At 69.4% G+C, this 26554-nt stretch carries 23 protein-coding genes; 11 read left to right on the top strand and 12 right to left on the bottom strand.

Annotated elements, in window-relative coordinates; genetic code table 11:
* Nucleotide 1 precedes the first annotated feature (1 nt).
* The 4 genes from HUA76_RS20540 to HUA76_RS20525 form a co-directional block, all read right to left on the bottom strand.
* The gene (locus tag HUA76_RS20540; protein WP_174457137.1) at nucleotides 2-1282 is read right to left on the bottom strand and encodes an MFS transporter; all 1281 of its coding nucleotides are present in this window, start codon (nucleotides 1280-1282) and stop codon (nucleotides 2-4) included.
* Nucleotides 1283-1391: 109 nt separating this feature from the next.
* On the bottom strand, nucleotides 1392-3440 hold the full coding sequence (gene gltC, locus HUA76_RS20535) for an adventurous gliding motility protein GltC (protein WP_174462008.1): 2049 nt from the start codon (nucleotides 3438-3440) through the stop codon (nucleotides 1392-1394).
* Nucleotides 3440-4222 carry an outer membrane beta-barrel domain-containing protein gene (locus HUA76_RS20530; protein WP_174457138.1) on the bottom strand — a complete coding sequence of 261 codons (783 nt, stop codon included), beginning with the start codon at nucleotides 4220-4222 and terminating at the stop codon, nucleotides 3440-3442. The genes gltC and HUA76_RS20530 overlap by 1 nt, the downstream gene beginning before the upstream one ends.
* Complete coding sequence (locus tag HUA76_RS20525) at nucleotides 4219-5043, bottom strand: outer membrane beta-barrel domain-containing protein (protein WP_141649328.1); 825 nt, start codon at nucleotides 5041-5043, stop codon at nucleotides 4219-4221. Before HUA76_RS20525 ends, HUA76_RS20530 begins: the two co-directional genes overlap by 4 nt.
* A 257-nt stretch (nucleotides 5044-5300) precedes the next feature.
* Here HUA76_RS20525 and cglC point away from each other — a divergent pair, with 257 nt between their 5' ends.
* Both cglC and HUA76_RS20515 read left to right on the top strand, forming a co-directional pair.
* Nucleotides 5301-5822: an adventurous gliding motility lipoprotein CglC gene (cglC, locus tag HUA76_RS20520; protein WP_174457139.1), complete on the top strand. Its 522-nt coding sequence runs from the start codon at nucleotides 5301-5303 to the stop codon at nucleotides 5820-5822.
* A gap of 86 nt (nucleotides 5823-5908) precedes the next feature.
* Complete coding sequence (locus HUA76_RS20515; protein WP_174461837.1) at nucleotides 5909-7330, top strand: VWA domain-containing protein; 1422 nt, start codon at nucleotides 5909-5911, stop codon at nucleotides 7328-7330.
* Nucleotides 7331-7431: 101 nt separating this feature from the next.
* On the opposite strand, the gene HUA76_RS20510 is transcribed toward HUA76_RS20515, so the two are convergent.
* The gene (locus tag HUA76_RS20510) at nucleotides 7432-8673 is read right to left on the bottom strand and encodes a hypothetical protein (RefSeq protein ID WP_174461836.1); all 1242 of its coding nucleotides are present in this window, start codon (nucleotides 8671-8673) and stop codon (nucleotides 7432-7434) included.
* 207 nt (nucleotides 8674-8880) lie between these two features.
* On the opposite strand from HUA76_RS20510, the gene purE reads away from it, so the two are divergent.
* The 3 genes from purE to ybaK are packed head-to-tail and all read left to right on the top strand — an operon-like array spanning nucleotide 8881 to nucleotide 10998.
* Complete coding sequence (gene purE / locus HUA76_RS20505; protein WP_141647982.1) at nucleotides 8881-9378, top strand: 5-(carboxyamino)imidazole ribonucleotide mutase; 498 nt, start codon at nucleotides 8881-8883, stop codon at nucleotides 9376-9378.
* The gene (gene purK, locus HUA76_RS20500) at nucleotides 9375-10517 is read left to right on the top strand and encodes a 5-(carboxyamino)imidazole ribonucleotide synthase (protein WP_141647977.1); all 1143 of its coding nucleotides are present in this window, start codon (nucleotides 9375-9377) and stop codon (nucleotides 10515-10517) included. The genes purE and purK overlap by 4 nt, the downstream gene beginning before the upstream one ends.
* Nucleotides 10518-10521: 4 nt before the next feature.
* Nucleotides 10522-10998 carry a Cys-tRNA(Pro) deacylase gene (ybaK, locus tag HUA76_RS20495; RefSeq protein ID WP_141647976.1) on the top strand — a complete coding sequence of 159 codons (477 nt, stop codon included), beginning with the start codon at nucleotides 10522-10524 and terminating at the stop codon, nucleotides 10996-10998.
* 7 nt (nucleotides 10999-11005) lie between these two features.
* Here ybaK and HUA76_RS20490 read toward each other — a convergent pair whose 3' ends face one another.
* Nucleotides 11006-12034, bottom strand: coding sequence for a zinc-binding dehydrogenase (locus tag HUA76_RS20490; RefSeq protein ID WP_174461835.1), 1029 nt, complete (start codon nucleotides 12032-12034; stop codon nucleotides 11006-11008).
* Between the two features lie 72 nt (nucleotides 12035-12106).
* On the opposite strand from HUA76_RS20490, the gene HUA76_RS20485 reads away from it, so the two are divergent.
* Both HUA76_RS20485 and HUA76_RS20480 read left to right on the top strand, forming a co-directional pair.
* The gene (locus tag HUA76_RS20485; RefSeq protein ID WP_174461834.1) at nucleotides 12107-13345 is read left to right on the top strand and encodes a hypothetical protein; all 1239 of its coding nucleotides are present in this window, start codon (nucleotides 12107-12109) and stop codon (nucleotides 13343-13345) included.
* A 134-nt stretch (nucleotides 13346-13479) separates the two neighbouring features.
* Nucleotides 13480-14673 (top strand): EAL domain-containing protein, encoded by a 1194-nt coding sequence (locus HUA76_RS20480; protein WP_141647974.1) that lies wholly within the window; start codon nucleotides 13480-13482, stop codon nucleotides 14671-14673.
* 7 nt (nucleotides 14674-14680) lie between these two features.
* Here HUA76_RS20480 and HUA76_RS20475 read toward each other — a convergent pair whose 3' ends face one another.
* The 4 genes from HUA76_RS20475 to plpQ form a co-directional block, all read right to left on the bottom strand.
* Nucleotides 14681-16345 (bottom strand): hypothetical protein, encoded by a 1665-nt coding sequence (locus tag HUA76_RS20475; protein ID WP_174461833.1) that lies wholly within the window; start codon nucleotides 16343-16345, stop codon nucleotides 14681-14683.
* 29 nt (nucleotides 16346-16374) lie between these two features.
* Nucleotides 16375-18732, bottom strand: a complete 2358-nt coding sequence (locus HUA76_RS20470; RefSeq protein ID WP_174461832.1) for an alkaline phosphatase PhoX — start codon at nucleotides 18730-18732, stop codon at nucleotides 16375-16377.
* Between the two features lie 153 nt (nucleotides 18733-18885).
* Nucleotides 18886-19437 (bottom strand): DUF192 domain-containing protein, encoded by a 552-nt coding sequence (locus HUA76_RS20465; RefSeq protein ID WP_174461831.1) that lies wholly within the window; start codon nucleotides 19435-19437, stop codon nucleotides 18886-18888.
* Nucleotides 19434-19835, bottom strand: coding sequence for a motility regulator PlpA (gene plpQ / locus HUA76_RS20460; protein WP_141647970.1), 402 nt, complete (start codon nucleotides 19833-19835; stop codon nucleotides 19434-19436). Before plpQ ends, HUA76_RS20465 begins: the two co-directional genes overlap by 4 nt.
* Before the next feature lie 25 nt (nucleotides 19836-19860).
* Here plpQ and HUA76_RS20455 point away from each other — a divergent pair, with 25 nt between their 5' ends.
* The 3 genes from HUA76_RS20455 (at nucleotide 19861) to HUA76_RS20445 (ending at nucleotide 23353) form a co-directional block, all read left to right on the top strand.
* The gene (locus HUA76_RS20455; protein ID WP_174461830.1) at nucleotides 19861-22221 is read left to right on the top strand and encodes a tetratricopeptide repeat protein; all 2361 of its coding nucleotides are present in this window, start codon (nucleotides 19861-19863) and stop codon (nucleotides 22219-22221) included.
* Nucleotides 22222-22286: 65 nt separating this feature from the next.
* Nucleotides 22287-22814: a hypothetical protein gene (locus tag HUA76_RS20450; RefSeq protein WP_141647394.1), complete on the top strand. Its 528-nt coding sequence runs from the start codon at nucleotides 22287-22289 to the stop codon at nucleotides 22812-22814.
* A gap of 71 nt (nucleotides 22815-22885) precedes the next feature.
* Entirely contained in the window at nucleotides 22886-23353 is a 468-nt protein-coding gene (locus HUA76_RS20445; RefSeq protein WP_141647395.1) for a nuclear transport factor 2 family protein, read from the top strand.
* 41 nt (nucleotides 23354-23394) lie between these two features.
* Here the strand turns inward: HUA76_RS20445 and HUA76_RS20440 are convergent, their stop codons facing one another.
* Nucleotides 23395-24366, bottom strand: a complete 972-nt coding sequence (locus HUA76_RS20440) for a homoserine kinase (protein WP_141647396.1) — start codon at nucleotides 24364-24366, stop codon at nucleotides 23395-23397.
* Nucleotides 24367-24458: 92 nt separating this feature from the next.
* On the opposite strand from HUA76_RS20440, the gene HUA76_RS20435 reads away from it, so the two are divergent.
* On the top strand, nucleotides 24459-26039 hold the full coding sequence (locus tag HUA76_RS20435; RefSeq protein WP_174461829.1) for a tetratricopeptide repeat protein: 1581 nt from the start codon (nucleotides 24459-24461) through the stop codon (nucleotides 26037-26039).
* Between the two features lie 18 nt (nucleotides 26040-26057).
* Here HUA76_RS20435 and HUA76_RS20430 read toward each other — a convergent pair whose 3' ends face one another.
* A complete protein-coding gene (locus HUA76_RS20430; protein ID WP_174457153.1) occupies nucleotides 26058-26552 on the bottom strand; it encodes a hypothetical protein in 495 nt (164 codons plus the stop codon).
* Between the last annotated feature and the right edge of the window lie 2 nt (nucleotides 26553-26554).

Here is a 26554-nt window from a genome sequence, read left to right as displayed (position 1 = left end):
CTTACGACCTTTGTCCGGCCCTCGCGCCTGCCATTCTCGCCTGAGTCACGAGGCTGGCCGCTACCAACGCCCCCACCACGAGCATTCCCGCCGCCGTCCCGTACGGCACCCCGGGCCCCAAGCGGGTGAAGAGCCACCCGCCCAGCGCCGGCCCCAGAATCCGCCCCAGCGAGCCCGCGGCCTGGAAGCCCCCCAGCGCCGCACCGAGTCGTTGCGGGGGCGCATGCAGTGATACCAGCGCGGACAGGCAGGGGTTCGTCAAGGCCGAGCCCACCGCCAACAGCCCCATGACGGGAAACAGCCACCCGTACGTGGGCGCCACCGGGAGGAGCGCCAGGCCCAGCGCCGTCACCCCGAAGCCCGCCGTGGCCACCTGGGCCTCTCGCCCCGAGCCCCCGCCCCCCTCCCCTCCCACCAGCCTGCGCACCACCCCACCCTGCACCAGCGCGCTGAGCACGCCCACCACCGCGAAGAGCCAGCCCGCGCGCAGGCTCGCCTCGCGGAGCACCGCCGTGTCCGTCATCACCGGGTGGAGGAACAGCCCCCCCTCCAGCGCCACCGGCCCCACGGAGAGAAAGCGCGTGAGCAGGTAGACGGAGAACGTCCCCTCCATCTGTGAGAACGCGGTGGTGAACAGCAGCATCAGCACCAGGCACCGCGCGACGACGGGCAACCGCAGCGCCTGGACGGCGCCCTTGAGGGTGCGCACATGGCCCTCCGGCCCCCCCTCCACCCGGGACTCCGGGAGGAAGAACCAGGTGCAGACCAGATTGACGGCCACCAGCCCCGCCGCGAACAGGCCAATGGCCAGGTTGCCGCCCCATGCGCCCAGAAAACCGCCCAGCGCGGGCCCCAGCACGAAACCCAGGCCGAAGGCCGCGCCGATGACGCCCATGCCCCGCGCGCGCTCCTCCGGGCGGGTGATGTCCGCGACGACGGCCTGCGCGGTGGCGATGTTGCCGCCGGAGATGCCGTCGATGACGCGCGCCAGGAAGAGCAGCGGCAGCGAGTGCGCCAGGGCGAACAGCACGTAGCCCAACAGCGAGCCCACCTGACTGAGCAGCAACACCGGCCGGCGGCCGTACCTGTCACTCAGCCGGCCGAGCACGGGGGCCGCCACCAGCTGCATCAGCGAATAGACGGAGATGAGCAGCCCCACCGTGAAGGGCGACGCTCCGAACTTCACTCCGTACACGCCCAGCTGCGGAATCAGGATGCCGAACCCGATGAGGTCCAGCGACACGATTCCGAAGACGACGCGCAGTGACGCCGTCCGGCTCACCCGTAGCTCCCTTGCTGGAAATGAAAAACCGCCGGAGCGCGGAAGATAGCGCTCCGGCGGTCTGAAAGGCGCGGCAACTCCGCGCCCCGCGACGATTTGACGCTCTCTTCTAGAGCGCCTCGGCGGACTGGACGTTCCGGTTCGCCGTGTCGCGGTCGATGCAGCCCTTGGTCAGGGTGTACTGGTACGTGCCCAGCTCGTCGCGCCAGTACTCACCCTCGTACGGCCAGTAGAGCTGGTCGTCGGAGACGGCCACCGAGAACTTGTACTTCTTGACGATGGACGTACGGCCCCCCGCCTTGAGCTGGTCCTCGAGGAACTCCTTCTCCTTCGTCGTCGTCTCGAACTTGATGCGCAGGCCGTTGGCGAGCAGCTGCTTGAGCGCGACGAGCTCCGTCTCCAGCTTGCCCTTGGCCATGATGCCCGCCTTGGAGATGAGGCCCGTGCGGTGGACCTTCAGCTCCTCCAGCAGGCTCTTGGAGAGCTCGGAGTACTTGAAGGTGTCACCCCGGCTGGCGAACGCGTCCATCTCCCCTTCCAGCTCGAGGATGGAGTCGTTCGTCTTGCGCAGGTCCTGGTCCGTGAGGGCCAGGCGGAGGATGCGCTCCAGGATGACGTCCGTCTCGTTCTTCTCCAGGCCGTCCTTGTTCTTCTTCTGCACGTCCGCGAGCACCGAGTAGTACTCGCCCGCTTCCATGTTCTTCTTCACCAGGGACTCGAGCTGGTCATGCACCGGCAGGTACGTGCGCTCGAAGTCCTGGAGGATGATGTTGGACTCGCGGTAGCGGCAGTTCTCGTAATAGATGACCGCCTTGAGGATGAGCGCTTCCGGGAAGTACTCCTCGCGGAAGAAGGGCGACGAGAGCGTGATGAGGTTGCCCAGCGCCTGCTCGAACTGACCCACGCGGTAGTTGGCCCAGCTCGCCTCGAAGAGCGACTCCAGCCACTGCGTGTTCCCGCGCTCCACCTTGCCCAGGTAGAACAGCGCGAAGCGGTTCTGCTGCATGCCGTAGTGCGTGCGGGCCAGCTGCATGAACGCCAGCTCGCGCAGCGACTTGTCCAGCTTGACCTGGTCCGCGGACTTGCCGGCCACCGGGCGGGTGAGGCGCACCACTTCCTTCATCGCCTCCACCGAGGCCAGCATCTCCCCGTTGCCACGCTTGGCCGCCGCGTCCTTCTGACGGCTGCCGTTGCGGAACGAGGCCAGACCGTCCAGGTACCGCGCGCGCGGGTAGAACGCGTCCGTCTTGGGAATCAGCAACGTCAGCCGCTGCACTTCCGCGAAGCTCTTGTCCGCGTCCGCGTTCTGGCCCACCTGGTCCAGCGCGCGGCCGCGCACGAAGTGGTAACGCGCCAGCAGGTAGCGGAACTCGTTGCGGTACTTCTCCGGGAACTCCTGGTTCGCGTGACGGGCAATCTCGTCGAGGATGACCGTCTCGTTCTTCGTCTTGCGGCTGATGAAGAACAGCCACTCCAGGCTCGTCTTGAAGAACTTGGTGGAGGGCCCCAGGGCGAGCAGCTTGGAGAACTCACCGAGCGACGAGTGGTACATGCCCATGCGGTAGAGCGACTTGGCCAGCACGTAGCGCGCCTCCGTGTGCAGGCCCGCGAGCTTCGGGTCCGCGAGGAGCTCGTGGGCCGACATGGCGGCCTTCTCGTACTCGTCGTTCTTGAAGAGGCTGACGGTGATGTCCAGCCGCTGGCGGTCCGCCGTCTTGCCGGAGACATCCACCGCGTCGAAGGACATGGTGGGCGCGGGCGTCTTGGGCGTCTCCTGCGTCAGGTCCAGCCCGAAGCCGCCGCTGTTCGCGGGAGCCGCGGGCGGGGTGGGCGTGGGCGCCGGAGCGGGCGTCGCCTCGGAGGGAGCGGTGGGGCTGGTCACCGCGGCCGGGGTGGCCTCGATGGGACCGGTGGCCTCCGCCGGAGCGTCGTCTTCCACGGGCGCGGGAGGCGTCTTGCCCCGCGAGCCACGCGTCGGCTTCTTCTTCGACTTGGAGGCCTTGGAGGACCGGGTGGTTGAAGCACCCTTCTTCTTCTTCTTGGACTTGGACTGACCACCCAGGTCCAGTCCCTCGAAGTTCTGGGCGAACGAAGGGGCCGTCCACACGAGCGCGAGCCCGAGGACGGCGAGGCGGATGAGCCTGAAGGAGCGCAGCATCATGACCCAGGGTTGGACGACGGGAAGAAGAAGGACACTCCCAGCTCGAACAGCAGCTGGTTGCGCAGATAGTTGTCGGTGCGGCCCTTCTCCACATAGATGAGGTCGCGCACCTCCGTGCGCAGCGTCACCCAGCGGTTGAAGAAGAAGCGCATCCCCACGCCCACGTTGCCGCCGGGGGTGAGGTAGTCCTTGGCCAAGAGGCCCGTGGCGTCATCCAGGTCCGGTCCCCGGTACTGGATGACCGAGCCACCCACGACGCCGTACAGGTCGAAGTGGATGAAGCTTTCGGCCAAGAGCGACAGCTTGCCGTAGATGGGCGCCCACTGGACGTCCGCGCCGCCCAGCAGCTTGAGCTGCCCGGGAGCCTGACCATCCAGTTCACTCTTCGCGGGCGACTTACAGCCGCGCGTGGAGCCATCCGTGCCGTCGGAGAAGGTGCAGATCTGCGCCGAGCCCGCGACCGCGTTCACCGCGTAGCCCGCCCGCAGGCTGATGCCGAGCGTCTCCATGGGGTGATACGTGAGCACGCCACCGAAGATGTACTTGGTGAAGAAGGCGTCGCGCAGCGACAGCGTCGCGGACGGGCTGAACTCGAAGCGCCCCTTCTTCAGGAACACGTGGCCCGACACGGGCCGCACCCGCTCACGCAGGGGGCCGAGCCGGTCCTTGTCCACCTCGGACACGTCGCCGGCCTCCTCCTCCTCGGAGGTGGTCTGCGCGTTCGCCAGCACGGGCATGGCGAGACAGAGGGTCAACAGCCAACGGAAGACGGGCTTCATTCCGCGTCCCTCCCCGTCGAACGGAAGGGCAGGAACAGCGAGATGCCGGCGTTGAGGGTCATGACGTTCTGGATGGCCCCCTTGGCGCTGCCCAGGGGCTGATCCACATAGGAGGTGTTGATGAGCGCCACGTTCACCGCGATGAAGTCCTGGGCCACGAAGCGCATGCCCAGGCCCAGGTCCGCGGCGGGGTTGAGCCCGCGGCCCGGCAAGGATGAGGTCTCCGTCTTCACCACGCCCGCGCCCGCCAGCAGATAGCCGTCGAAGTGCAGGATGGAGTTGAGGAAGGCCACCTTGCCGTACAGCGGGCTCCACTCCACGTCGCCCATGGCGGACCACTCGGGCACCGAGTTGTAGATCTTGCTGTAGAAGGCGCGCTTGGCGGTGCGCACGTCGTCGGACGGCACCACCTGCATCAGCGAGCCACGCGCCGAGATGGCCAGGGTGTCCGCCAGGTAGTAGGCGCCCCGCAGGGAGACACCCACCTTCGAATAGAACGGATCATTGACGGAGACGCTGATGAGCGGCGTCAGCTCGAAGCGTCCCTGCTTCCGGTACACCTTTCGCTGGACGCTCTTCACCCGGTCTTCCTGGGTGATGTCGGTCAGCGGCGGCAAGGCCTCGGGAGGAGGAGCCTCCTCCTCCACGGGTCGGGTGGCGGTCGCTGCGGGCGCGGCCTCCTCCGCCGGTGGCGGCGTGGGTGATTCTTCGGACTTGGGCTGGGTCTCTTCCGTGAGGTCGAGTCCCATGCCCTCCTGGCTCTGCGCAGGTGCCAGGGCGGGCACCAGGCACAGCGCGAGCAGCAACGTGTGGCGATTCAAACCGGGGGCTCCGTGGGGGAGGGGGGGAAAGACTCCACCGGGGGTTCAGCGCGACTCTTCGCTTCGCCATCCTATCGGTCGTATTCCCGAGCAGCAACCGCCCAGCGCATGCCTGTCTACTCTGTATCTCTCCGGTATTCCTGAACAATTCCAGAGTGGACACCGCGGGGTGTGAGCGTTGGCACCCGGAGGTGCTGTGCTACCCTGGGCGCGCTAGTCGTGGGCCCCCCGTGCCCCCTCCCCCTTGTCGAGGTCTCATGAAGATGTCCGTGCGAGCCGCCTTCCTCGTGTCCACCGCGCTGTTGCTCGGGGGATGCAAGGTCAGCAGCGAGATTGGCAAGCCGTGCACCCTGGTCCGGAAGGCGCTGCCCGAGGAGAACTCGCCGACCAAGACCATGCCGGTGCTGGAGAGTGAAGTGGCGGACCGCCAGGACTTCATCTCCTTTGGTTCCGTCGAGTGCGAGGACCTCATCTGTGTGCGGGATCAGGACTACCCCCGCGCGCGCACCGAGGATGGCGCGGTGAACCCGACGGCGCCGGCGATGGGTTACTGCAGCAAGCCGTGCATCGACGGGGCCAGCTCCGACGCGTGCGAGGTGAAGGACACCTCCGACGTGAATCCGGACCTGCCGGGCCGGATGACCTGCCGCTCGCTGCTGCTGGACGAGGACACGCTCGACGCGCTGCGTTCCGCGGATGAGGACTTCTACCGACGGACCTTCGGCGAGAACAACTCGCCCTTCTTCTGCGCCGGGAACATCAGCGCGCAGGGTGGGTGACACTTTCGTGCGCGGGAGGTAGACCTTTTCCCGCGCTTGATTCGTAAAGGCAGGGCCCGCGTCGTCCGCGCAAGGAGCCCTGCCTCATGAATCGAACGGTCCTCTTCCTGTCCCTGGCCGGTGGCCTGGCCCTCACCGCCCTGGTGCTGGGCCTGCCCCAGGTGACCCGCCCGAGGACGGATCCCGTCGTCGAGGTGAAGACGCCGCCTCCGACGCCTCCCCTCCCCGTGCAAGGCACGCCCGGCTCGCTGACGATGACGAGCCGCCTGTCGCATCCGTATGTGCCCGCGGGCAGCTCGGAGGTCTTCGCCACGGTGGACCTGACGGGCGCGGAGGTCCCGGGCGCCAAGCGCCGCCCCGTGAATCTGGCGCTGGTCATCGACCGCTCGGGCTCCATGAGCGGCTACAAGCTGGCGCAGGCGAAGCAGGCCGCGCGGCACCTGGTGGGGCTGCTGCGGGACGAGGACCGGCTGGCCATCGTCCACTACGGCTCGGACGTGAAGAGCCTTCCGTCGGCGCCGGCCACGCCCGCGCAGCGCGAGCGGATGCTCCAGTACGTGGATGGCATCTGGGATGACGGCGGCACCAACATCTCCGCGGGCCTGTCCGCGGGCCGCTACCAGTTGTCCACCGCGCAGGAGGGCTTCGGCGTCAACCGGCTCATCCTCCTGAGCGACGGCCAGCCCACCGAGGGCATCACCGACGACGAGGGCCTGACGCGGCAGGTGCGCGAGCTGCGCGCCACGGGAATCACGGTGAGCGCCATTGGCGTGGGCACCGACTTCAACGAGGACCTGATGCAGGGCTTCGCCGAGTACGGCGCCGGTGCGTACGGCTACCTGGAGGACGCCGGCCAGTTGGCCGCGCTCTTCCAGAAGGACCTCCAGCAGGCCTCCACCACGGTGGCGCGGGACGTGACGCTGACCTTCACGCTGCCCTCGGGCACGGTGCTGGGCGAGGTGCTGGGCTACAACGCGCGGCAGTCCGGCAACCAGGTGATGGTCTCGCTGCCGAACTTCTCCGCCGGCCAGTTGGAGCGCGTCGTCGTGCGCCTGTCGACGACGGGCGACGCGGTGGGCCAGACGGTGCGGGTGACGGACCTGACGCTCAACTACACCGACCTCATCCGCAACGTGGGCGTGGAGAACGGCGCCGCCCTGTCCGCGGTGGTGACGGACCGGCAGGAAGAGGTTGTCGCGAGGCAGGACAAGGACGCCACGGTGTACGCGGTGCGGGCGCGCAGCGCGCAGAACCTCCAGAAGGCCGCCGAGGCCCTGCGCGAGGGCCGCCGCGACGAGGCCAAGGGCTACATCCAGCAGAACCAGGTGATGTTCAAGGAGGCCAGCACCGTGGCGAGCCCGGCGGCGGTGGCCTCGGACCTGGCCGAGCAGCAGGCCACGCTGGACGAGTACGAGAGCGCCGGAAGCGAAGAGGAGGTCCGCTCCGCCACGAAGAAGTCCAAGGTGAAGGCGCTGCGCGGCTTCGGCAAGGTGGGCTCCACCTACTGACCTCGAGGCCCGCGCCTCACTCGGGCCCGCCGCCCCACCCCGCTCCCGCACGGTGCTCGACAGCGCCGGGCGGAGGCGGGGTGTTTCATTTCAGGGGACGGCTAGTAGCAGAGGTACGCGTCCATCCAGTTGGCGTGAGGATCCGCGGGCTCCGCGAAGGGCACGGAGATCTTGTTGGCGTAGCGGCCCATCTGAGACCACACGAAGTTCAGGGCGGAGGTCGGCGGCACGCAGAGGTAGTTGTCATCCCACCCCGTCTCCCCTGACATGCGGATGCGCGTGCAGCGCATGCCCGAAATCGCCCCGGTCTCGCTCCAGCGCAGGCCCACGTCGCGCTCGGCGCACAGGAAGTTGTCGTTCCACGTGCCCGCCACGTCGGTCGTCTCCGTGATGGCCGTGCACGCCTTGCCCTGGATGGGGCCAGCGGAGGAGAACTGGAACCCCAGCGGCACCTCGCGGTAGCAGAGGTAGTTGTCGTCCCAGGTATGGGGGTCCTCCGTCTCCAGCAACCGGGTGCAGCGCCAGTCCGGGCCCTGGAGCGGCCCCGCTGACGAAAAGGCGAACATCGCTTCCGCCTCCTCGGGCACGCACAGGAAGTTGTCGTGCCACGTGGTCTCCGCCGGCTCCGCGCTCTCGACAATCGGGTTGCAGCGGGCGCCGGCCGGCAAGGTGCCGTCCATGGTCCAGCGCAGGCCGATGTCCTTGTTGGTGCAGAGATGGTTGTCCCCCCACCCTCCCGCGAGGTCGGCCAGCTCGTTCATCAGCGTGCAGGTCATCCCTTCAATGGGGCCCGACGCGCTGAAGCGCATCACCAGCGGCGCCTCCAGGCAGAGGTAGTTGTCACTCCACCCGTGAGGGTCCTGGGGCTCGTTGAAGCTGACGCACTCCTTGCCAAGCAACGGCCCCGCGCTGGACCAGGTCAGGGTGAGCGGAGACTCGTGAGGGATGCACAGATAGTTCTCGGCCCACGAACTCCCGGGCTCCGAGCGCTCCGTCACGGGAGTGCAACGCATGAGGGGCAGGGGCAACTCGTCGGCGTGGACCCAGACGAAGCCGAGGTCCGTCGGCGAGCACAGGTAGTTGTCACTCCAGCCATTCGAATCCTGGGGCTCGTCGATGGCGACGCAGTGCATCCCGTCAATGGGGCCGCTCGCGCTGAAGACAATCTGATGGTGGCTCGTGGGCAGAGAGGATGGCGAGTCCAGCGAAGCCACCACGGCCTGTCCACGCACGGGCGGCGCGGTGTCGTCGCCCCCTGCCTGACAGCCCAGGCCCACCAGGACACAGAGAAGTCCTGGAGCGAACGCTCGATGAACGACGACACGATGGAGGGGGATTTTCATCGGAATAATCTGACATGACTGGATTGAAAGGCGCCAGACGAGCACACAGGGAATGCGTGGCTTGAGTGGGGAGTGAGTCGAAGCGAGCGAGCGCACCCACCGTGCACGCGGGCGCGAAGGGTGACTTCCAGGTTGACCGTCGGAATCGCCCGGCCCTATCTCCGCGTTCCTCCCGCCTTCGGCTGGAGGCACGGAGGCGTGGACCGAATGGCGAGCGGAAACACCCCTTGGGTCGGGGTCATCATGGGCGGCAAGAGTGACCTCGAGTACCTGCAGCCGGGCATCGACGTGCTGAAGGAGCTGGGCATCCCCCACGAGGTGCGGGTGGTCTCCGCGCATCGCACGCCGGACTGGATGATGGAGTACGCGTCCACGGCCGAGTCGCGGGGCCTGTCGCTCATCATCGCCGCCGCCGGTGGCGCCGCCCACCTGCCGGGCATGGTGTCCGCGAAGACGCTGCTGCCCGTCATCGGCGTGCCCATGCCCACCACGCTGCTCAACGGCATCGACGCGCTGCTCTCCATCGTCCAGATGCCCAAGGGTGTGCCCGTGGGGACGCAGGCCATTGGCAAGCCGGGCGCGGCCAACGCCGCCCTGCACGCCGCGGCCATCCTCGCGCTGAAGTACCCGGAGGTGCGCGAGCGGCTGGCCGCCTGGCGCAAGGCGCGCACCGACGAAGTCATGGCCCACCGGGAGCTGTCATGAGCCCTCGCGTGGTGCTCCCCGGCGGGACGATTGGCATCCTCGGTGGGGGGCAGCTCGGGCGGATGATGGCGCTGGCCGCGCGCACGCTCGGCTTCCAGGTGCAGGCGTTGGACCCGGACGCGACGTGCCCCGCGCGCTCCGTCGTCGACCGCTGCCTCACCGCTTCCTTCGCGGACATCGCCGCCGCCGAGGAGCTGGCGAAGGGCTGCGACACCGTGACGCTCGAAATCGAGAAGGTGCCGCTGGCCACGCTGGAGGCGGTGGCCCGCCACACGCCCATGCGTCCGGGCGCGTCCGTGCTGCACGTCATCCAGCACCGAGGCCGACAGAAGGGCTGGCTCGCGAAGGGAGGCTTTCCCGTGGGGCCGTGGCGTGAGGCGCACTCGGCCGACGAGCTGGCCCAGGCCATCCAGGCGCTGGGCGGTCGGTGCTTCGTGAAGTCGAGCGAGGGCGGCTACGACGGGCGCGGTCAGGTGGAAGTCAAGACGCCCGCCGAGGCTCCCGCCGCATGGCGCGAGCTGGGTGAGCGCTCCGTCGTGGTGGAGGCCGCGCTGGACCTCCAGTCGGAGCTGTCCGTGCTGGTGGCGCGCAGTCCGAAGGGCGAGCTGGCGGTGTACCCGCCCGCGTTCAACCACCACGAGGAGCGCATCCTCGCGTGGTCGCTGTTGCCCGGCCCGCTGCCGGCCGGCGTCGCCGAACGAGCCACGGAGCTGGCCCGCGACATCACCGAGGCGCTCCAGGTGGAGGGCCTGCTGGTGCTGGAGCTGTTCCTGCTGCGCGACGGCACCGTGCTGGTGAACGAGCTGGCGCCGCGTCCGCACAACAGCTTCCACTCGACGGAGGTGGCCTGCCTCACCTCGCAGTTCGAGCAGGCGGTGCGCGCGGCGTGCAACCTGCCCCTGGGTTCGGTGGAGGTGGTGCGTCCCGCGGCCATCGTCAACCTGCTCGGGGACTTGTGGCTGCGCGAAGGCGGCCCCCGGTTCGAGGACGCGCTGGCGCTGCCCGGCGTGCGCCTGCACCTGTATGGCAAGCGCGACGCGCGCAAGGGCCGGAAGATGGGACACCTGTCCGCGGTGGGCACCACGCCCGAGGACGCACTCGCGCGGGTGAAGGCGGCGGCCGCGGTGCTCGGAGTCTGAGGCCATGAAGACGAACGCCGCGCGGCTGCTCGACTCATTGGGCGTGAAGTACTCGCTGCGCGACTACGAGGTGGACCCGGAGGACCTCTCCGCGGAGTCGGTGGCCGCCAAGGTGGGCATGCCACCGGAGCAGGTCTTCAAGACGCTCGTCGCGCGGGGCGACCGCACCGGCGTGCTGATGGCGGTGGTGCCCGGCAACGCGGAGCTGGACCTCAAGGCGCTGGCCCGACTGAGCGGAGACCGCAAGGTGGACACCGTGCCGCTGAAGGAACTCCAGCCACTCACCGGCTATGTGCGCGGCGGCTGCACGGCCATCGGCGGGAAGAAGGACTATCCCGTCTACGTCGATGAGACGCTGGAGCTGTTCGACGAGGTGGCCGTGTCCGCGGGCGTGCGCGGCACGCAGCTGGTGCTGGCGCCGGCTGACTACCTGCGGGTGACGAAGGCGAAGCTCGGCCCCATCTCCCGCGACAAGGCCTGAGCGGCCTTCACACCATCGACCCCTGCTCCGGCATGAAGAGCACCTTGCCGGACGTCATGTCCGCCGAGGCGATGCGCACCGCATCCCCCGCCGACTCCAGCGGCAGCCGCGCGCGCACCGGCGTCTCCAACTCGCGACCCACCAGCGACGGCACCCCCATCAGCGCCTTGAGCTGCTCGCGGCCGAAGCCCCGGCGCGCCCACTCCGAGAGCGCGAAGCCGTCCACCGTCTTGCGCCCGAAGATGACATCACCCGGGTCGAAGCGGCACTCCTGCTCCGACAGCGCGCCATACACCGTCACGCGACCGCCCTCGGGCAAGGCACCCAACAACTGGCCCGTCAGTCGCCCCGCCACCGCGTCGAAGGCGAGTGACACCTTGAGCTGGTGACACATGAGGCGCAGCCGCTCCTGGAACTCCGGCTCGTCGCTGCTCAGCACGTGCTCCGCGCCCAGTCCGCGCAACAGCTCCACCTGCTCCGCGCGCCGCACCACGTGCACCATGGGCACACCTCGCCGCCGCGCCAGCGCGCCCAGCATCCGACCCACGCTGCTCGCCGCGCCCGTCTGCGCCAGGGCCACGTGCGCGCCCTCGCGCGCGCGCTCCATCAGCACCCACGCGGTGAAGGGATTCACGAAGAGGCTGGCGCCCTGCTCGAAGGTGATGTGCGCGCGCAGGGGGATGCACTGCTGCAACGGCACCGCCGCGTACTCCGCCCACAGGCCATCTCCGCCCACGGGCGCGACACACGCGACGCGACGCCCCACGAGCAACTGCCCCGCCAGGCCTCCCGAGGCCACCACCGTGCCACTGCCCTCGAAGCCCGGCACCGTGGGCAGCGCGTTGCGCACCCCGTACTGGCCCCGCACGAACTGGAGGTCCGCCGGGTTGATCGGCGACGCCGCCATGCGCACCAGCACCTGCTTCGCGGAAGGTCGGGGAACGGCGCGGCGCTCCACCTGGAGGGATTCCGGCCGCCCGTCATAGGCCTTGAGGACCAGCGCGCGCATCACCACGGGGACAGGGGGGGCTTTCATCCGGCAGACCTTTTAATTCGCCCGTACGTGAAAGGGGGAGTCCCTTGGGCCTCCTCCGGGTCCGGAGTGTCGATGAACGCCACCATTTTGCAGTTGCACCACCGCGAAGCCTTTGAGCGCACCGTGACGCGCGCCCTCGCCGCGGGGGCCGGCGCGGGCCTGTTGCAGCTCGTCACCGCTCGCATCGGACTGCCCTTGCCGCTGGCCTGGCTCGTGCCCGCCGCCGTGGTGCTGGCGTGTGCCCAGGGAGACCGCTGGGACCGCATCCTCCTGGGGGGACTGGGTGTGGTGCTGACGGCGGTGCCGTATGCGCTGGGAATGGCGCCCGCCTGGACGGTGGCGTGCAGCGCGGCGGCGGCGGGCTCTCTGCTGGTGCGCGCGCGGCTGAGCGAAAAGGGCGTGGAGGGACAGGTGGCGGAGGCGCGCCCCACCCTCGTGCACCTGGGACTCGGCGCGCTGCTGAGCGCGGGGCTCACGCTGGGCGGCGTGGAGATTGCCCGCGTGTTCTCCGCGCGGCTGGCGGACCTGGCCACGCCCGCGCTGCTCGCGGCGGGAGCAACGGGCGCCATCCTGGGACTCTTCGTGGGGCTGAGTTCGGTGGCCGCGCACCTGGCCCTCACCGCGGACCCCGTGGAGGCCCGCGCCGAGGAGCTGATTCCCCGACTGGCCGGTGACTTCCGGACGCAGTGTGAGCGCGCGCTCGCGCTGTATCGCCAGTGCGGTCAGTCGCTCGCGTTGTTGCCGCGAGAGCCCGCGCGAGAGGAGCTGGCCCGCACGCTGGCGCGCATCACTCGCGACGCGGTGGAGCTGGCCTCCGAGTGGGCCGGCGTGGAAGCGCAGCTCGAGGAGCGCGCCCAGGCGGAGCTGCAGGCCGAGCGCGCGGAGCTGGAACGCAGCGCCAAGGCCAGCACGGATGCGGTGGCGCGTCGACAGTTGGAGTCCGCGGCCGCGTCGCTGGCGGAAGAGGTCGAGCGGCTGGGAGAACTCAAGCTGCGACGCGAGCGAATCCTCGCGAGGCTGCGCGCGGAAGTCGCCCTGCTGGAGCGCGCGCGCGTGGCACTGCTGTCGCTGCGCAGTGGACAGGCCCAGCTCAAGGCCGCGGAGTTGTCATCGCTCGCGCGTCGGTTCCGCGCGCTGTCCTCCGTGCAGTGGGAAGAAGGTCAGAGCCTGGACGCGGTGGCCACCCAGGCGACGCTGGCCCAGGTCCCCGAGCCCGTCCGGACGGAGTCGCCCTCGGCTGTCAACCCGGTCCAACCCGTCGAGGAGGGGCCCTCCGAAGCAGGCGCGGATTCTCGAATTCGCGTCCCATGAGCAGGATTCCCCGGATGTCAGGGCCAATCGAGCCGGTGGGAGGCCGTCGGCTCGTACGCTGAGTAAGAGTTGTGACGGTAGTGCGCAGGCATGAACTGTAGACGTGGGTACCGTCAGGTAACATTTGCCCCGTCATGACCCACCCCCTCGTCCGACAGCCCGGTCCGATTCCTCTCTGGTTGTGGAACGGCTCCGAGCCCGGGGTGACTTCCGCCTTCCAGCCCATCGTCGACTTGCGAGATGGCGAGGTCATCGGACACGAGGTGCTGTCGCGCGGACAGGGAACGCTCGAGTCACCGCACGAGCTGTTCACGCACGCGAGGATGTCGGGCTACACGTGGGAGCTGGAGCGCGCGTGCTGGACGTCCGCGCTGCGCCGCATCTCCACGTTGCCGGAGGACCAGCGGCGCGCGCCCTTCTTCTTCAACGTGAGTCCGGACGTGTTGAGCGACCCGCGCTTCGGGGATGGCTCCACGCTGGCGCTCCTGGAGCGGCACGGGCTGGGGCCCCGGCATCTGGTGCTGGAGCTCACCGAGAAGGCGGTCATCGAGGATGGCGCGCTGCTGCAGCGCCTGACGCGTGAGTGCTCGGAGCAGGGCTTCGGGCTCGCGCTGGATGACTTCGGCGCGGGACACTCCGGACTGGTGACGCTGGTGCACTGCGTGCCGCGCTTCATCAAGCTGGACCAGGCCCTGGTGCGGGACATCCACCTGCACGACTACCGGCAGCACCTGGTGAAGTCGCTGGTGGCGTTCTCCTCCAGCGTCGACGCCATCCTCATCGCCGAGGGCGTGGAGACGTGGGAGGAGATGACGGTGCTGCTGCGGCTGGGCATCCGTCACGCGCAGGGATATCTGCTCGCCCGTCCCGCGCCGATTCCCGGACGTCCCACCGAAGCCTTCGAGGCGCGACGTCGCGTGGCCATGCGCGCGCTGCTCCTGCGCGAGCGCGCGGATGACAGCACGGTGGGAGGTCTCGTCATTCGCCGGGCCACGGCCGATGCGACGGCGACGTCAGAGGCGGTGACGAACCTCTTCCGCGATGCGCCGCAGGTGGACCACGTGGTGGTGCTGGACGGCGCGCGGCCCCAGACGCTGGTGACACGGCGGAGCCTCGCGGCGGGCGGCGGGCGGCAAGAGCTTCCGCTGGTGGTCGAGGACCAGATGGCGGTGACGGCGCTCGTCGGACTGGCGATGGCGCGCGCGCCGGAGGCCGTCTACGACCCCGTGGTGGTGACGGATGCACAGGGCGAGTTCCTGGGCACCGTCACCATGAAGCAGTTGCTGCTGCGCGCCACCGAGCTCGTGGAGCGCCACACGGCGAAGTAGGCCCGGCTCACTCCCACGCGAGGTGCAGGCGACCGTCCTCGAAGATGAGGCCCGCGTCTTCCAGTCCCGTGGAGCCGTTCTCCACCTGGGGCAGCACGTTCCTCGGAGGCGCCAGCAGCGTGTCGCGGCCCTTCGTGAAGCCCTGCTCGCGCACCAGCACCATGTACGCGCGGCCCAGGGCCACGGCCCGCTCGCGCGACGGCGTCAGCAGCCATGCCAGGTCCTTGTCCCCTCCCCGCGCGGCCCGGCGCACGGACGTCTCATCCACCGTGCCTTTCGGAAAGAAGCGCGTGAGCAGCTCCTCGTTCGCGCGGAACTCGTCGCCGCCCTTCACCCGCTCGAAGTACGTGAGCACCTCCGGCTTCGCGTGGCCCACCTGTGGCACGTCGGGGATGCCGCGCAGGTCTTGATGCCGCCACCCTTCCCTGCCCGGCACCTTGCGCGGGAATCCGAAGGTCTGGTCCACCGTCACGCCCAGGTTGGTGTGACAGCCCATGCAGAACGCGTGCTCCTCCAACGTCTGCACCCGCAGGCGGCCCTTCGCGTCCTCGATGAAGCCCTGGAGGCGCCAGCCGAACTCGTTGATGAGCCCCAGCTCGGGCGTGCCAGGAAACGCGGGCAGCCGGTTGCGCATCTTCTTCTCCTGCTCCGCCGCATAGAAGGCCATCACCTGGTCTCCCGCGTACTCCTCGTCCTTGCGCGAGTAGCGGACCTCCTTCATGCGCGCCGACAACAACGTGGGCGCATCCGGGTCCACGTACCGCACGGTGTGGAGGAACTCGACGCCGCGCGGATAGAAGTCCCGGCGCACGGCGATTTTCGCGGCGCCTCCCGCGTAGGTCTTCGGCAGGCCGCGCACCTCCTCGACACCGGAGGTCAACACGCCGTCCCCATTCACATCCACGCCTCCCGAGCGCTCGTCCACCGGCTCCACCCGTCGCCGCGCCGCCGCCACCTCCAGCAGCCCGGGGTCCACCGTCATCGCCGCTTCGAGGATGGCGAGGTTGAGCCGGTACACGTCTCGCGAGAGCCTTCCGTCGGCGTCGCGCTGGAACACCTCCGGGAGCCGGATGAAGACGTCGTCCGTGTTTCCATTCGTCGGCCAGAACGTGCCGAGAAACGGCTTGTAGCGGACGGCTCGCCAGCCGCTTCCGTCGAGCGCGAAGCCCTCCGCGTCGAAGCCTCGCGAGAGGTTCAGGTCCGGCACCCAGCCCTTGAAGCCACCGGGACGCTGGAGCAATGACTCGCGCAGTGACGCGTAGTTGTCCTCGCGGATGTACTTCAGCACCTCGTCGTCGGAGATGTCCGCGAGCGCGGCGGTACGGTCGACGAAGAGGTTGCTCCACTGGTTCAGCAGGCCCACGTCGCTGAAGGCGTACTCGGCCTGCAGGGACTCGTCGTCCATGACGTTGAAGCCGACGCCCCCGGTGTGGCACGTCCAGCAGGGGTTCGAGACACCTTCCGTCTTCGTGTAACACATGGACGGAATGGGGGCCTCGCGGTTGGCCACGGTGCTCCCGCTCGCCAGGGCTTGCGCGAGCGGGTCGAAGGGAGGCTCGGGGATGCGCGTGGAACCACGCTGCCTCCACACCCCCGCGGAGGCGAGCAGGCTTCCCAGCGCGAGGCACAGGACGAGGACGCCTCTGGCGCCTCCCTTCGACATGATGGGCATGGGTGTCGTTCTCCTGGACGGGCGCGCGACTACGGCCAGACGCTGTAGCTGTCCTCGCCCGGATGCTGGACGCTGACGAACAGGGTCTTCATGTCCGCGCTGAACGCGGGGCCGGTGGCCTCCGCGTCGCTCGGCATGGACAGCACGCGGAAGGCCTTGCGGAAGTACGCGCTGTCCCGATGCGCCGGGCTCTGGTTCAGGTAGTAGATGCCGTCGGCCACCTTGTTGACGCCGAAGTTGCCGTCGGTGCCGAACCACACCCCGCCGTCACGGTCGATGGCGAGGTTGTCCGGCTTGGCCGCGGAGAACTCCGGCGTGGCGCTCGTCGCCGCCGTCTCGCCCTTCCACACGCGGAAGAAGGTGAACGTCCGCGAGCCGCCCGGTGCCGCCGGGTTGGCCTCGCGCATGCCGAAGATGGAGCCCACCCGGTCCGTCGCCCGGTTGTCCGTGGCGCCGCGCGCCTTCGTCACCCAGGCCCCATCAGGCCCTCGCGTGGCGGTGGCGACACGGCCCTGCTGGTCCAGCGCCGTCGGGTCGCCGTGCTCGGTGAAGGCCACGTACAGCAGCGGCGTGCCGCCGGGGTCCTTCGGGTTCCACTCGAGGTCCTCGGGACGGTTGAGTTCCATGACGCCGACCTTGTTCGCCGCCGTCCACAGCAGCTTGCGCACCTGGTCGTCGTCCGTGAAGCCGCCGATGGCGTTGTAGCTGACGTCGCGCAGCGCGGTGCCCACCGTCATCGTCGGCTGCCCGAGCGCCTCGCCGTTCGGCGCGAGGTCCGCGCTGTCCAGGCTCAGCGCCACCCAGCGCCCCTGTCCTGGCGCCTGCTCGGTGGGGATGACACCGCCCACCAGCGTGTCCCCCGTGCCGTTGTCCAGGCCGGCGAAGTGCGCGGCGTAGAGCGTGCCCTGGTCGAGCAGCGCGCGAATCTCCGCCTTCGTCATGCCCGCCGTGTACGGACGGCTGGAGACGAACTTGAAGATGCGCCCGCCTCGGCGGTCATCGCCGCCGTAGATGACGATGGGCTGGTCGACGAGCAGTTTCCAGTTCGCGTCGACGACGAAGGCCGCGTTCTCCCAGTGGGCGCGGCCCATGACACCGAGCTTGCGGTGGCCCGCGCCGGGCTTCGACGCGTCCTTGCCGTACCAGAGGTCCGCCGGCTGGCCCGGGTCGATTTCGGTGAGGAAGCCGTAGCCGTCCTTCCGGTGCGACGAGCGAGAGTCGGAGCTGATCATGTCGCCCGACGTGGGGGACGAGAAGTCGGGCGCGAGCGGAGCCCCCGTCACCATGCCCGGCGCGTTGGGAATCCAGTCGTTCTTCCCGGTCCACAGGCCGCCTTCCGGATCGCCGTAGACGCCCTGCACGTTCTCCTCGCCCGTGAAGATGGTGCCCCACGGCGTCTGTCCGCCGGAGCAGTTGGAGTGCGTGCCGGCGACCACGCCCGAGGCCAGGTCGGCGCCGGAGTCGTCACGGTCCACGCCGGACAGCGTCATGCCGACGACTTTCGCCAGCGTCGTGCTGGAGGCGTCGTAGCGCAGGTTGCCCGCGTTGCGGTCCACGGCCCACTCGCCGGTGGCCGGGTCCTGCACCACGCGAATCCAGGTGCCGCCCACCTGCTTCTTCCATTCCTTGTTGTAGGCGATGAGCGCGTCGTCCTGCCATGTGGTGCCATCCGTCACCGAGTTGGACAACGTCCCGCTGTTGCGCAGGAAGCGCGCGAAGTCCAGGTGCTGGCCGATGGGCGCGGTGCCGACGCGGGGCTTCGTGCCGGAGATGTACTCGTGGTTGATCCACATCCATCCCGCCGAGCCGCTCCCCTTGAACTGGGGCGCGTTACCCTGGGCGGACCAGCCGTCACCGAAGAACGCGATGTAGTCGACGTTGGCGCCGAAACGAGCGCCCGTCTTGCTGAAGGTGATGGGGTCCATCCACTTGATGACCGTGGAGGAGAACAGGCCCGGCACCGTGCGCACCGAGTCGGTCGACGCGGGAGGCAAGGGGAAGACGAGCGGCGTCGGCAGCGAGCCAGCGACGAACTGGTCCACGCGAGCCTTCACGTACTCCGCGAGGTTCGTCGCACCGGTGCCCAGGTCTCCACGGAACGTAAGCGCGATGACGGAAGACAGTGGAGTGCCGGCCTCCACACCGGGGGCGCGCGTCACGGCACCGGGGCCAGGCTGTCCCTGGGAACCGGGGCCCGCGGGGCCGGGCCCACCGTTCTCGCCGGGGTCGCCATCGTCACCAGGGGTGCCGGGCTGTCCATCCGAGCCGTCCTGGCCATTCGAGCCAGCGGGACCGGCGGGGCCCGTGTCACCTTCGCAAGCGGTGATGGACAGGGTGCTACCCAGAAGCATCGCGCCGGTCGCGAGCCGCAGCAGTCGTGAAGACATGAAGCACTTCCTCCAGGGGTTTCGCGCCCGACACGAGCGTGTCCGGGCGCGAGCGCATCCTGAGGAGGCCATGTGGCAGCGGCTTGTTCAGTGCGTCACTTCTTCATCACGTCACGCGCGCGCAACGTCACGCACGCGCAACGAGCACCGAAGTCAGGGGGCGATGCTGATGGTCGACACGCCCTCGAACTCCACCTGCGCGCCCTTGCGCACGCCCTTCTTCTCCGCCCAGCCCGCGGGCACCTCCAGCACGTACTGACTGGGCGCACCCACCGAACGCGAGTCGAGCGTCTTCGGCACCGCGCGCGACACCACCCCCGCGATGTGCAGGTCCGAGGTGATGAAGATGATGTCCAGGGAGATGAGCGTGTTGCGCATCCAGAAGCCCTGCATCTCCTGCGACGGGAAGAGGAACAACATGCCCTTCCCCTCCGCCAGGTCCGTGCGCCACATCAACCCGCGCTGACGCGAATCCGGCGTGGCGGCGACCTCCACCTCCACCCGATGCACCCCGCCAAAGGCGTCCTTGAGCCGCACATGCGCACGCGGCAACGGCGGGCTCACATAGTCCTTCGAGGTGACGTCGGTGACAGGCGGTCGCACGGGGGCCGGAGGCGTGGAAGGCTGTTGGCCCTGCGCTTCCTGCTGGCAGGCGCCCAGCAGCAGCGGAAGGAGCAGGGGCGCGAGCCAACGAGGCGTCTTCATGGATGCTGGGGATGCAGCGGCTTGTTGAGCAACTTCTCGGTGAGCTCCGGCCCGAGACTGTCGGACATCAGCCGCTCCACCACCGTCTCGAACTCCACCCGCTGCGAATCACTGCTGTAGATGAAGCGGATGCCCATGCCCGGCTCGTCGCCGTCCGCCTTGGACCACACCACCTCGCCCAACAACTCGAAGGGCGCCTCCCGGTGCGGCACCGTCAGCTTGAAGAGGAAGCGCGTGCCGATGGGCAGCGGCTTCTTCGTCTTGATGAACGTGCCACCCTTGCTGATGTTCTTCGTGTAGTCCGCGAAGAACGAGTTGAGCTTCTTGTAGTCGACCTTCAGCTCGATGGGCGCGCGCCCGTGCTGGCGGTGCTCGGGACCTGTCTTCTGTTCGGACATGCGGCTGGGGAGTATAGGTGAGGCCATGGAGCAAGTCCTCACCCGTGCCCGCGCTCTGTCGCGCCGCCCGGCCGTCCTGGCCCCCCTGCTCCTGCTGGCGGGCGGCGGCTCGGCCCTCGTCCTCCTCCCCCTCTTCGGGGTCCCCGGCTTCGAATTGAGCCTCGCCCTGGCCATCGCCGTGGGCCTGCTCGGCGGGGGTCCAGGCGTCGCCGCCGCCTTCCAGGAGCGCCGCATCATTCTGGGCCAGGACCCCAGGCCCCCGGCCGCCGCCGTCCCCCAGAGCCCCGGCGCCGCGGTGGGTCGAGCCCTGGGCGCCGCCCTCGTCCTCAACGTCGGCGCGCTCATCCCCCCCTTTCTCGCCTCCACCGTCTTCGCCTGGCTGCGCACCTCGTGCGACCCCTTCGAGCTGGTGGGTTTCTATCCCATGCTCACCCTCCCCTCGGCCGTGCTGGCCTCGGCGTCGGGAGTCCTCTGCGGCTTCAAGGCCCGGCGGCCCTCCCGGGGGGTGGCACTGCACGTGCTGCTCGTCCTGCTGTCGCTCGTCCCCACCGTGTGGCCCATCGTCGCCGGTCCCCAGGTCTTCGCCTTCAACCACTTCCTGGGACACCTGCCCGGCCCCCTCTACGACGAGGCCCTGGTGATGACGCCCGCGCTGGGCTGGTTCCGCCTGGAGACCCTGCTGTGGGCCTGGGTCCTGGCGGGGCTCGCCGCCGCGATGCTGGACCTCGGCGCCGGCACCCTGCGCCGCGCGAGCGTGCGCCCCTGGAGCCTGGTGGCGCTCGCGCTCCCCATGTCCGCCATCCTCTTCCTGGAGGTGAAGGGCCCCCAGCTGCGCACGCGGATGACGGACGCCTACCTCGCGGACACCCTGGGCGGCGTGCGCGACACGGAGCACTTCCGCCTCCACTACCCCCGGGGCAAGTCGCGCGAGGACGTGGACCGCCTCGCCCGTGACATGGAGTTCCGGTGGATGCAGGTGCAGCGCTTCCTCGGAGTGGCCCCCACCGAGCGCATCCGCGTGTGGCTCTATCGCAACGAAGAGGAGAAGCAGCGCCTGGTGGGCGCCGGCCGCACCCAGTACGCCAAGCCCTGGCGGTACGAGCTGCACATCCAGGACAAGCCCTTCCCCCACTCCACCCTGCACCACGAATTGGCGCACGTCATGGCCGCCCCCGCCGGCAGCGGCCCGTTCCGAGTCACCACGCGCCTGGGACTCTGGCCCCTCATGGGCGTCATCGAAGGGTTCGCCGTCGCCGCCGACGGCCCCGCCCAGGGCGACCTCACCCTGCACCAGTGGGCCGCGGGCATGCGCCGCCAGAAGCTGGCCCCGGACATGCGCAAGCTGATGGGGCCGCAGGGCTTCTACCAATCCGCTCCCGCTCGCGCGTACACCGTGGCCGGCTCCTTCCTGCTCTACCTCGCGGAGACCTACGGCGCGGACAAGCTGCGCGCGCTCTACGCCCACGCGGACTTCGACGACGCCTACGGGCGCCCTCTGGACGAGCTGGTCTCCGAGTGGGAACGCCACGTGGACGCCCTGCCCCTCGACGACACGGCCATCGCCCGCGCCTTCGCGCGCTTTCGCGCCGGCAGCCTGTTCAGCCGCGCCTGCGCCCGCGAAGTCGCCCGACTCACCGAGTCCGCGCGCGCCTCGCTGGTGGGAGACCCCGCGGATGCGCTGGAGCGCTACACCCGCGCCGCCTCGCTCCAGCCGGAGGAGCCCTCGTTCCGCCTGGGCGAAGCCGCCGCGCTGTCCGCGCTGGAGCGCTACGACGAGGCCACCACCGTGCTCGCCACGCTCGCCCATCAGGTCAAGGCCCAGGCCGTCACCGCGGCCGAGGTCGCCATGGCCCGCGCGGACGTGGAGGCCCGACGCCAGCAGCCCGAGCAGGCCCGACGCTACCTGGACGAGGTCCTCTCCCTGGACGCCACGCCCGAGCTGACGCGCACCGCCCAGGTGAAGCTCGCGGCGCTGGACTCCACCGCGCGACGCGAGGCCATCGACGCGTACTTCCAGTCGACGCGTGAGGAGCTGCGCCTGCTGATGCTGACGCGCGCCCTCCAGGCCGTGCCCCAGGACGCGTACCTCAACTACCTTCTGGGCCGCCGACTCCAGCAGGTGGGCTCGCCCGTCCTCGCCGGCGAATACCTCCAACGTGCGCTGGCGGACGGTTCGCTGCCGGAGGCCCTCCGCCGGGAGGCCCTGCGCGTGAAGGTGGAGGCCGCCTACCTCGCCGGGGACTGCGGCGCGGTGCGCCACGAGGTCGGGGTCCTTCCAGACTTCGGAACGGCCTTCAAGGCCACCGCCCAGGAGTGGCGGGAGCGGTGTGATTTCGAGGAGAAGACCTTCCAGGGGCCCCTGGTGCCACGACAGGCTTTCCGCTAGCCGCGCTTTCCGCTAGGCAGGCAGCCCACACAGCGGCGACGAGCCAGCCCATCAGGAGGGAAGCGATGCGGTTCGAGACGAGGCAGCGAATCCAGGGGACGGTGGACGAGGTGGAGCGCGCGCTCCTCGACGAGCGGTACTTCGAGTTCCTCCTCAAGTACCACGGCGTCTTGCTGGAGCTGGCGCCGATTGAAGTGAAGACCGAGGGAGACCTGGTGAAGCGCAAGGTGCGCTACCGCCCCAAGCCGGTCATCGAGAGCATCGGCCCCAAGCGCGTGCCTCCCGAGTGGTTCGCCTTCATCGAGACGTCCACCTACGACAAGCGCCGTAAGGAGCTCACGTTCACCAACACGCCCACGTCGGGCACCATCTCCAAGATGCTGGTGAACACCGGCACCATGCGCTTCCGTGACTTGGGCGCCGGGCAGACGGAGCGGTCGATGGACGGCGAAATCTCCCTCAAGCTGCCCTTCCTGATGAAGCCGCTGGCGCTCATCGGCGAGAAAATCATCCAGGGCGAGGGCCTCAAGATTCTCGACAACGAGATTCCGGTGCTCAACCGGTTCATCTCCGAGGTCATCCGCAAGGGCTGAGGCACGCGGAGTGCAGGTGGGGCCGGGGGAATGGGTTGACTTCTCATCCATTGTCTTCGTAAGGCCCCGCCATGCTCATCCGCTTCCTCGCTCTCTGCGCCCTGACCCTCCTGGCCGCCTGCGCTCCGAAGCGCATCCCCGGCACCGAAATCGACGACACCTCCGACACGCGGGCCATTTTGTCAGTGATGGAGCAGTACCGGTCTGCCATTGAGGCACGCGACGCGAAGGGCATCCAGGCCCTGGTGTCCAAGGACTTCCGCGAGGATGGCGGCACGCCGGGGGACCCCGAGGATGACCTGAACACGGCCAACCTCGTGCCTTACCTGGAGACGCTCTTCCCGCAGCTCCAGTCGCCCAAGGTGGAGCTCGACGTGCGCCGGGTGCAGGTGGGCAAGGACATGGCCACCGCCATCTATTACTGGAAGGTGAGCTGGCGCATGCCCAGCCTCACCCCCCGCCCCCAGAAGGAGGCGGAGTTGGAGCAGATGGTGTTCCGGCTCGAGGATGGCCGCTGGAAGATCCTCTCCGGCATCTGAAGCCGCGTCGACTCCGGGGCGCGTCATGGCGCCCCGGTGGCTCACAAGCCCAGGAGCGTCGCGTAGCCCGAAGGCCCCATGGCCGACAGCGCGCGCGCCCGGGCGAGATAGGTGCGGTAGTCCTTGCGCACCAGCTTGTCCGCCGGCAGCGGGGACAGGTGGTAGTCGCGGATGCGGCTGGCCGTGAATCGCACCGCCCCGAAGAGCGCGTGGCCGAAGAGGTTGGCCCGCTCCACGGCAGACAGCGGCCGGATGTCCTGGTAGCCGCGCACCAGCGCCTCGCACAGCTCCGGCAGATACCCGCCGCCATCGAAACACCAGGCGTTCAGGGTGATGACCAGATCCAACCCGTACGCCTCGCGGCAGGCCATCTCGAAGTCGAAGAAGGCCCCCACGCTACCGCCCAGCCACTTCACGTTGTCGGTGAAGAGGTCCGCGTGGATGACGCCGAGCGGCTCCAGGCCCAGGCGTTGTGACTCGGCCGTGTCGAGCAGGCGCTCCAGTTCCCCGGCGATGGTGGCCAGCGTCGCATCCGGGTGACGCGACAGCTCCGCCAGCCATCCGCGCACGACGTCCGGTGAGTACGGGTTGGTGCGCGAGCCGCTGAAGGACTGCGTGTCGCGGTGCAGCTTGCCCAGCTCCGTGCCCAGCCGCTCCAGGTGCTCGGAGGTGAGGTTCGGATGGCGCAGCTCCTCGCCCGGCAGCCAGCGGAAGACGCTGACGCGCCCGCCCTCGAGTTCGACGAACGTCGCTCCGTCGCGCGTGGTGAGCTGCACGGGCGAGGGGAAATGGTACGCGGCCAGGTGGGCGAGCAGCGCGGACTCGAAGCGCAGGTCATCCGACGAGCGCACCGTCGTGTGGCGAACGAAGTAGCGGCCGGTGTCCGTCTCCAGCCGGTGGTTGGTGTTGATGGAGCCCTGGGGAATGGGCGTCACGCTCCGCACACTCCCCAGTCCGAAAATGTCGGCGACGCGAGTGAAGACCTCGGGGGACAGCGCCGTGTGAACCGCCATTGCTCACTCCTCCCATGCTCGGGGCCCGCTCCATTGACACCTGGGAGGGGCGTACCTAATAGCATCCAACTCCAGCGCGGGGAGACAGGTCCATGGGCACCGAGGTTCAGGGCGACTGGAAGCGGCGCGAGAGCTGGAAGAGCGCGCTGGTGCAGGTGGCCGTGGTGGCCGTGGTGCTCGCGGGCGCCGTCACCTACTTCGTCCACCGGGGCGCGGTGCGAAAGGAGACAGAGGAGCGCATGCGCGCGGCCCGCTCGGCGGCCCTCCGGGGCAATCCCGCGGACCTGACCCGCGCCATGGCGGAGCTGGAGACGCTCTTCCAGGTGGACGCCGAGGCCCGCGACGGCCAGGCCCTGGCCGCCGACATCCAGACGGTGCTGTGGCTGGAGCACCACCAACCCGGTGCCGATGCCAAGGCGCGCGAGTACCTGTCCCGCGCCGAAGCGCTCGACTCCCGCTCCGGCGAGCGCTACAGCGCGCGCGCCCTGCATCTGCTCGCGGAGGGCAAGACGGCCGAGGCGGAGAAGTACCTCGCGGACCTCCAGGCCCAGGGCGCCAACAGCCCGCGACTCACGCTGGCCCTGGCCCTGACGCTCCAGGCGAAGGGAGACCTGCCCGGCGCCCGTCAGGCGTTCGCCCGCGCCGCCGAGGGGGCCTACCGGGACACGCGCTTCACCACCGCGTACGCGGAGGCCCTGCTCGACGAAGGCCAGCACGCCCAGGCGGTGGAGGTCTTCGAGAAGACCACCAGCGTCAACCCGGACCACCTCATGGCGCGGCTGGGCGCGGGGCTCGCGTATGCGTACCAGGGCAAGAAGCTGGAGGAGGCGCAGCGCGCGCTCGCCACGGCCTCCGAGAAAGACGCCGAGCTGACGCCCTCGCTGCGCTCCCGCATGGGAGCCCTGAAGGCGGAGCTGGCGCTGACGCGGGGCGCGACGGACGAGGCGCTCCAGGAAGCGGACGCCGCGCTGAAGACGGTGCCGGATGACGTCTACGCCCTCTTCGCCCGGGCCCGGGCCCTGTCGGCGCGGAAGGGCCCGGAGGCGCGCGCAGCCTTCGAGGCCGCGGTGGCGAAACGGCGCACCGCCCCCCTGCTCTACCTGGATGGCGCGCGCAGCCTCCAGGCGTCAGGCGACAACACCGGAGCGCTGGCGCTGCTGGACGCATACGAGGGCACCTTCGGCGCCATCCAGGTGGCCACCGCCGACGGCAAGAAGGTCAGCCTCCTGGAGCAGGACGGCCGCTACTGGCTGGCGCGGGGCGGGCTGCTGGAGGCCGCGGGCCAACAGGACGACGCGCTCACCGCCTACGACAAGGCCATCGCCGCGAAGGGCGTCGGGCTGGCGCGGGCCCAGTACGCCAAGGGCGCGCTGCTGGTGCTCCGCAAGGACTATGAGGGTGCGAAGGCCCTGCTGGCCACCGTGGCCCCGGACACGGGCGCGGGCACGCTGCCGGAGGCATATACCGCCATGGGCGACCTGCTCTTCGCGCAGAGCGCGTACGCGGCGGGCTGCCAGCACTACTACTTTGGCCTCGTGCGGGCCCGCTCACAGGGGACGTCGCGCGATGAGCTGGCCGCCCGCATCGACTCCGTGAAGAAGGGCCTGGAGTCCGCGGGCCAGGGCCCCATGGCCAAGGCGTGGATGAACGAGACGGGCGCCCTGCTCCAGTGAGGCCGAGCGCCCGCGCGTCTACAGCAACTCCGATGCCTCCAGCGGACGGTACTTGGCGCGGATGATGCGCCACTCACCGTCGGTCTCCTTCTCAAACGTCCCCTCGATGAGGTAGGCGTTGAGCACGCTGTCCGCCGCCAGGTCCTTCAGGTTCTCCGCCTGGGAGCGACCGAAGATGAAGCGGGCCTGGAAGTCGCCCTGCGTGGGAGACACTTCGTGCACCTCCAGGTTCGTCGTGAAGATGCGGACCCACTGGCCGCGCAGCACCTGGCCCGTCAGCACGCCCCGGACCTGCCGGTTGTCCCAGCCACCGTCCGTCTTGAAGCGCTCGGACACGCCCTCCATCACCCCGGAGATGTCCTTCTGCTCCGCGGCGCGCGTCATGGTGATGACCTGCCGGGTGATGGCCTCCGGGACACCCGGCTCCCGACGCGGCCAGAAGTAGAGCACCGCACCGGCCGCCATGAGGGCCAGCGCCACCCCCACCACCTTCGAGCGCGACAACATCACCATTC

Source organism: Myxococcus sp. CA056, assembly GCF_013336715.1.
GTDB classification, from domain to species: domain Bacteria; phylum Myxococcota; class Myxococcia; order Myxococcales; family Myxococcaceae; genus Myxococcus; species Myxococcus llanfairpwllgwyngyllgogerychwyrndrobwllllantysiliogogogochensis.
The sequence above is the reverse complement of the archived record's forward strand: the minus strand, read 5'-3'. Positions and strand labels throughout refer to the sequence as shown.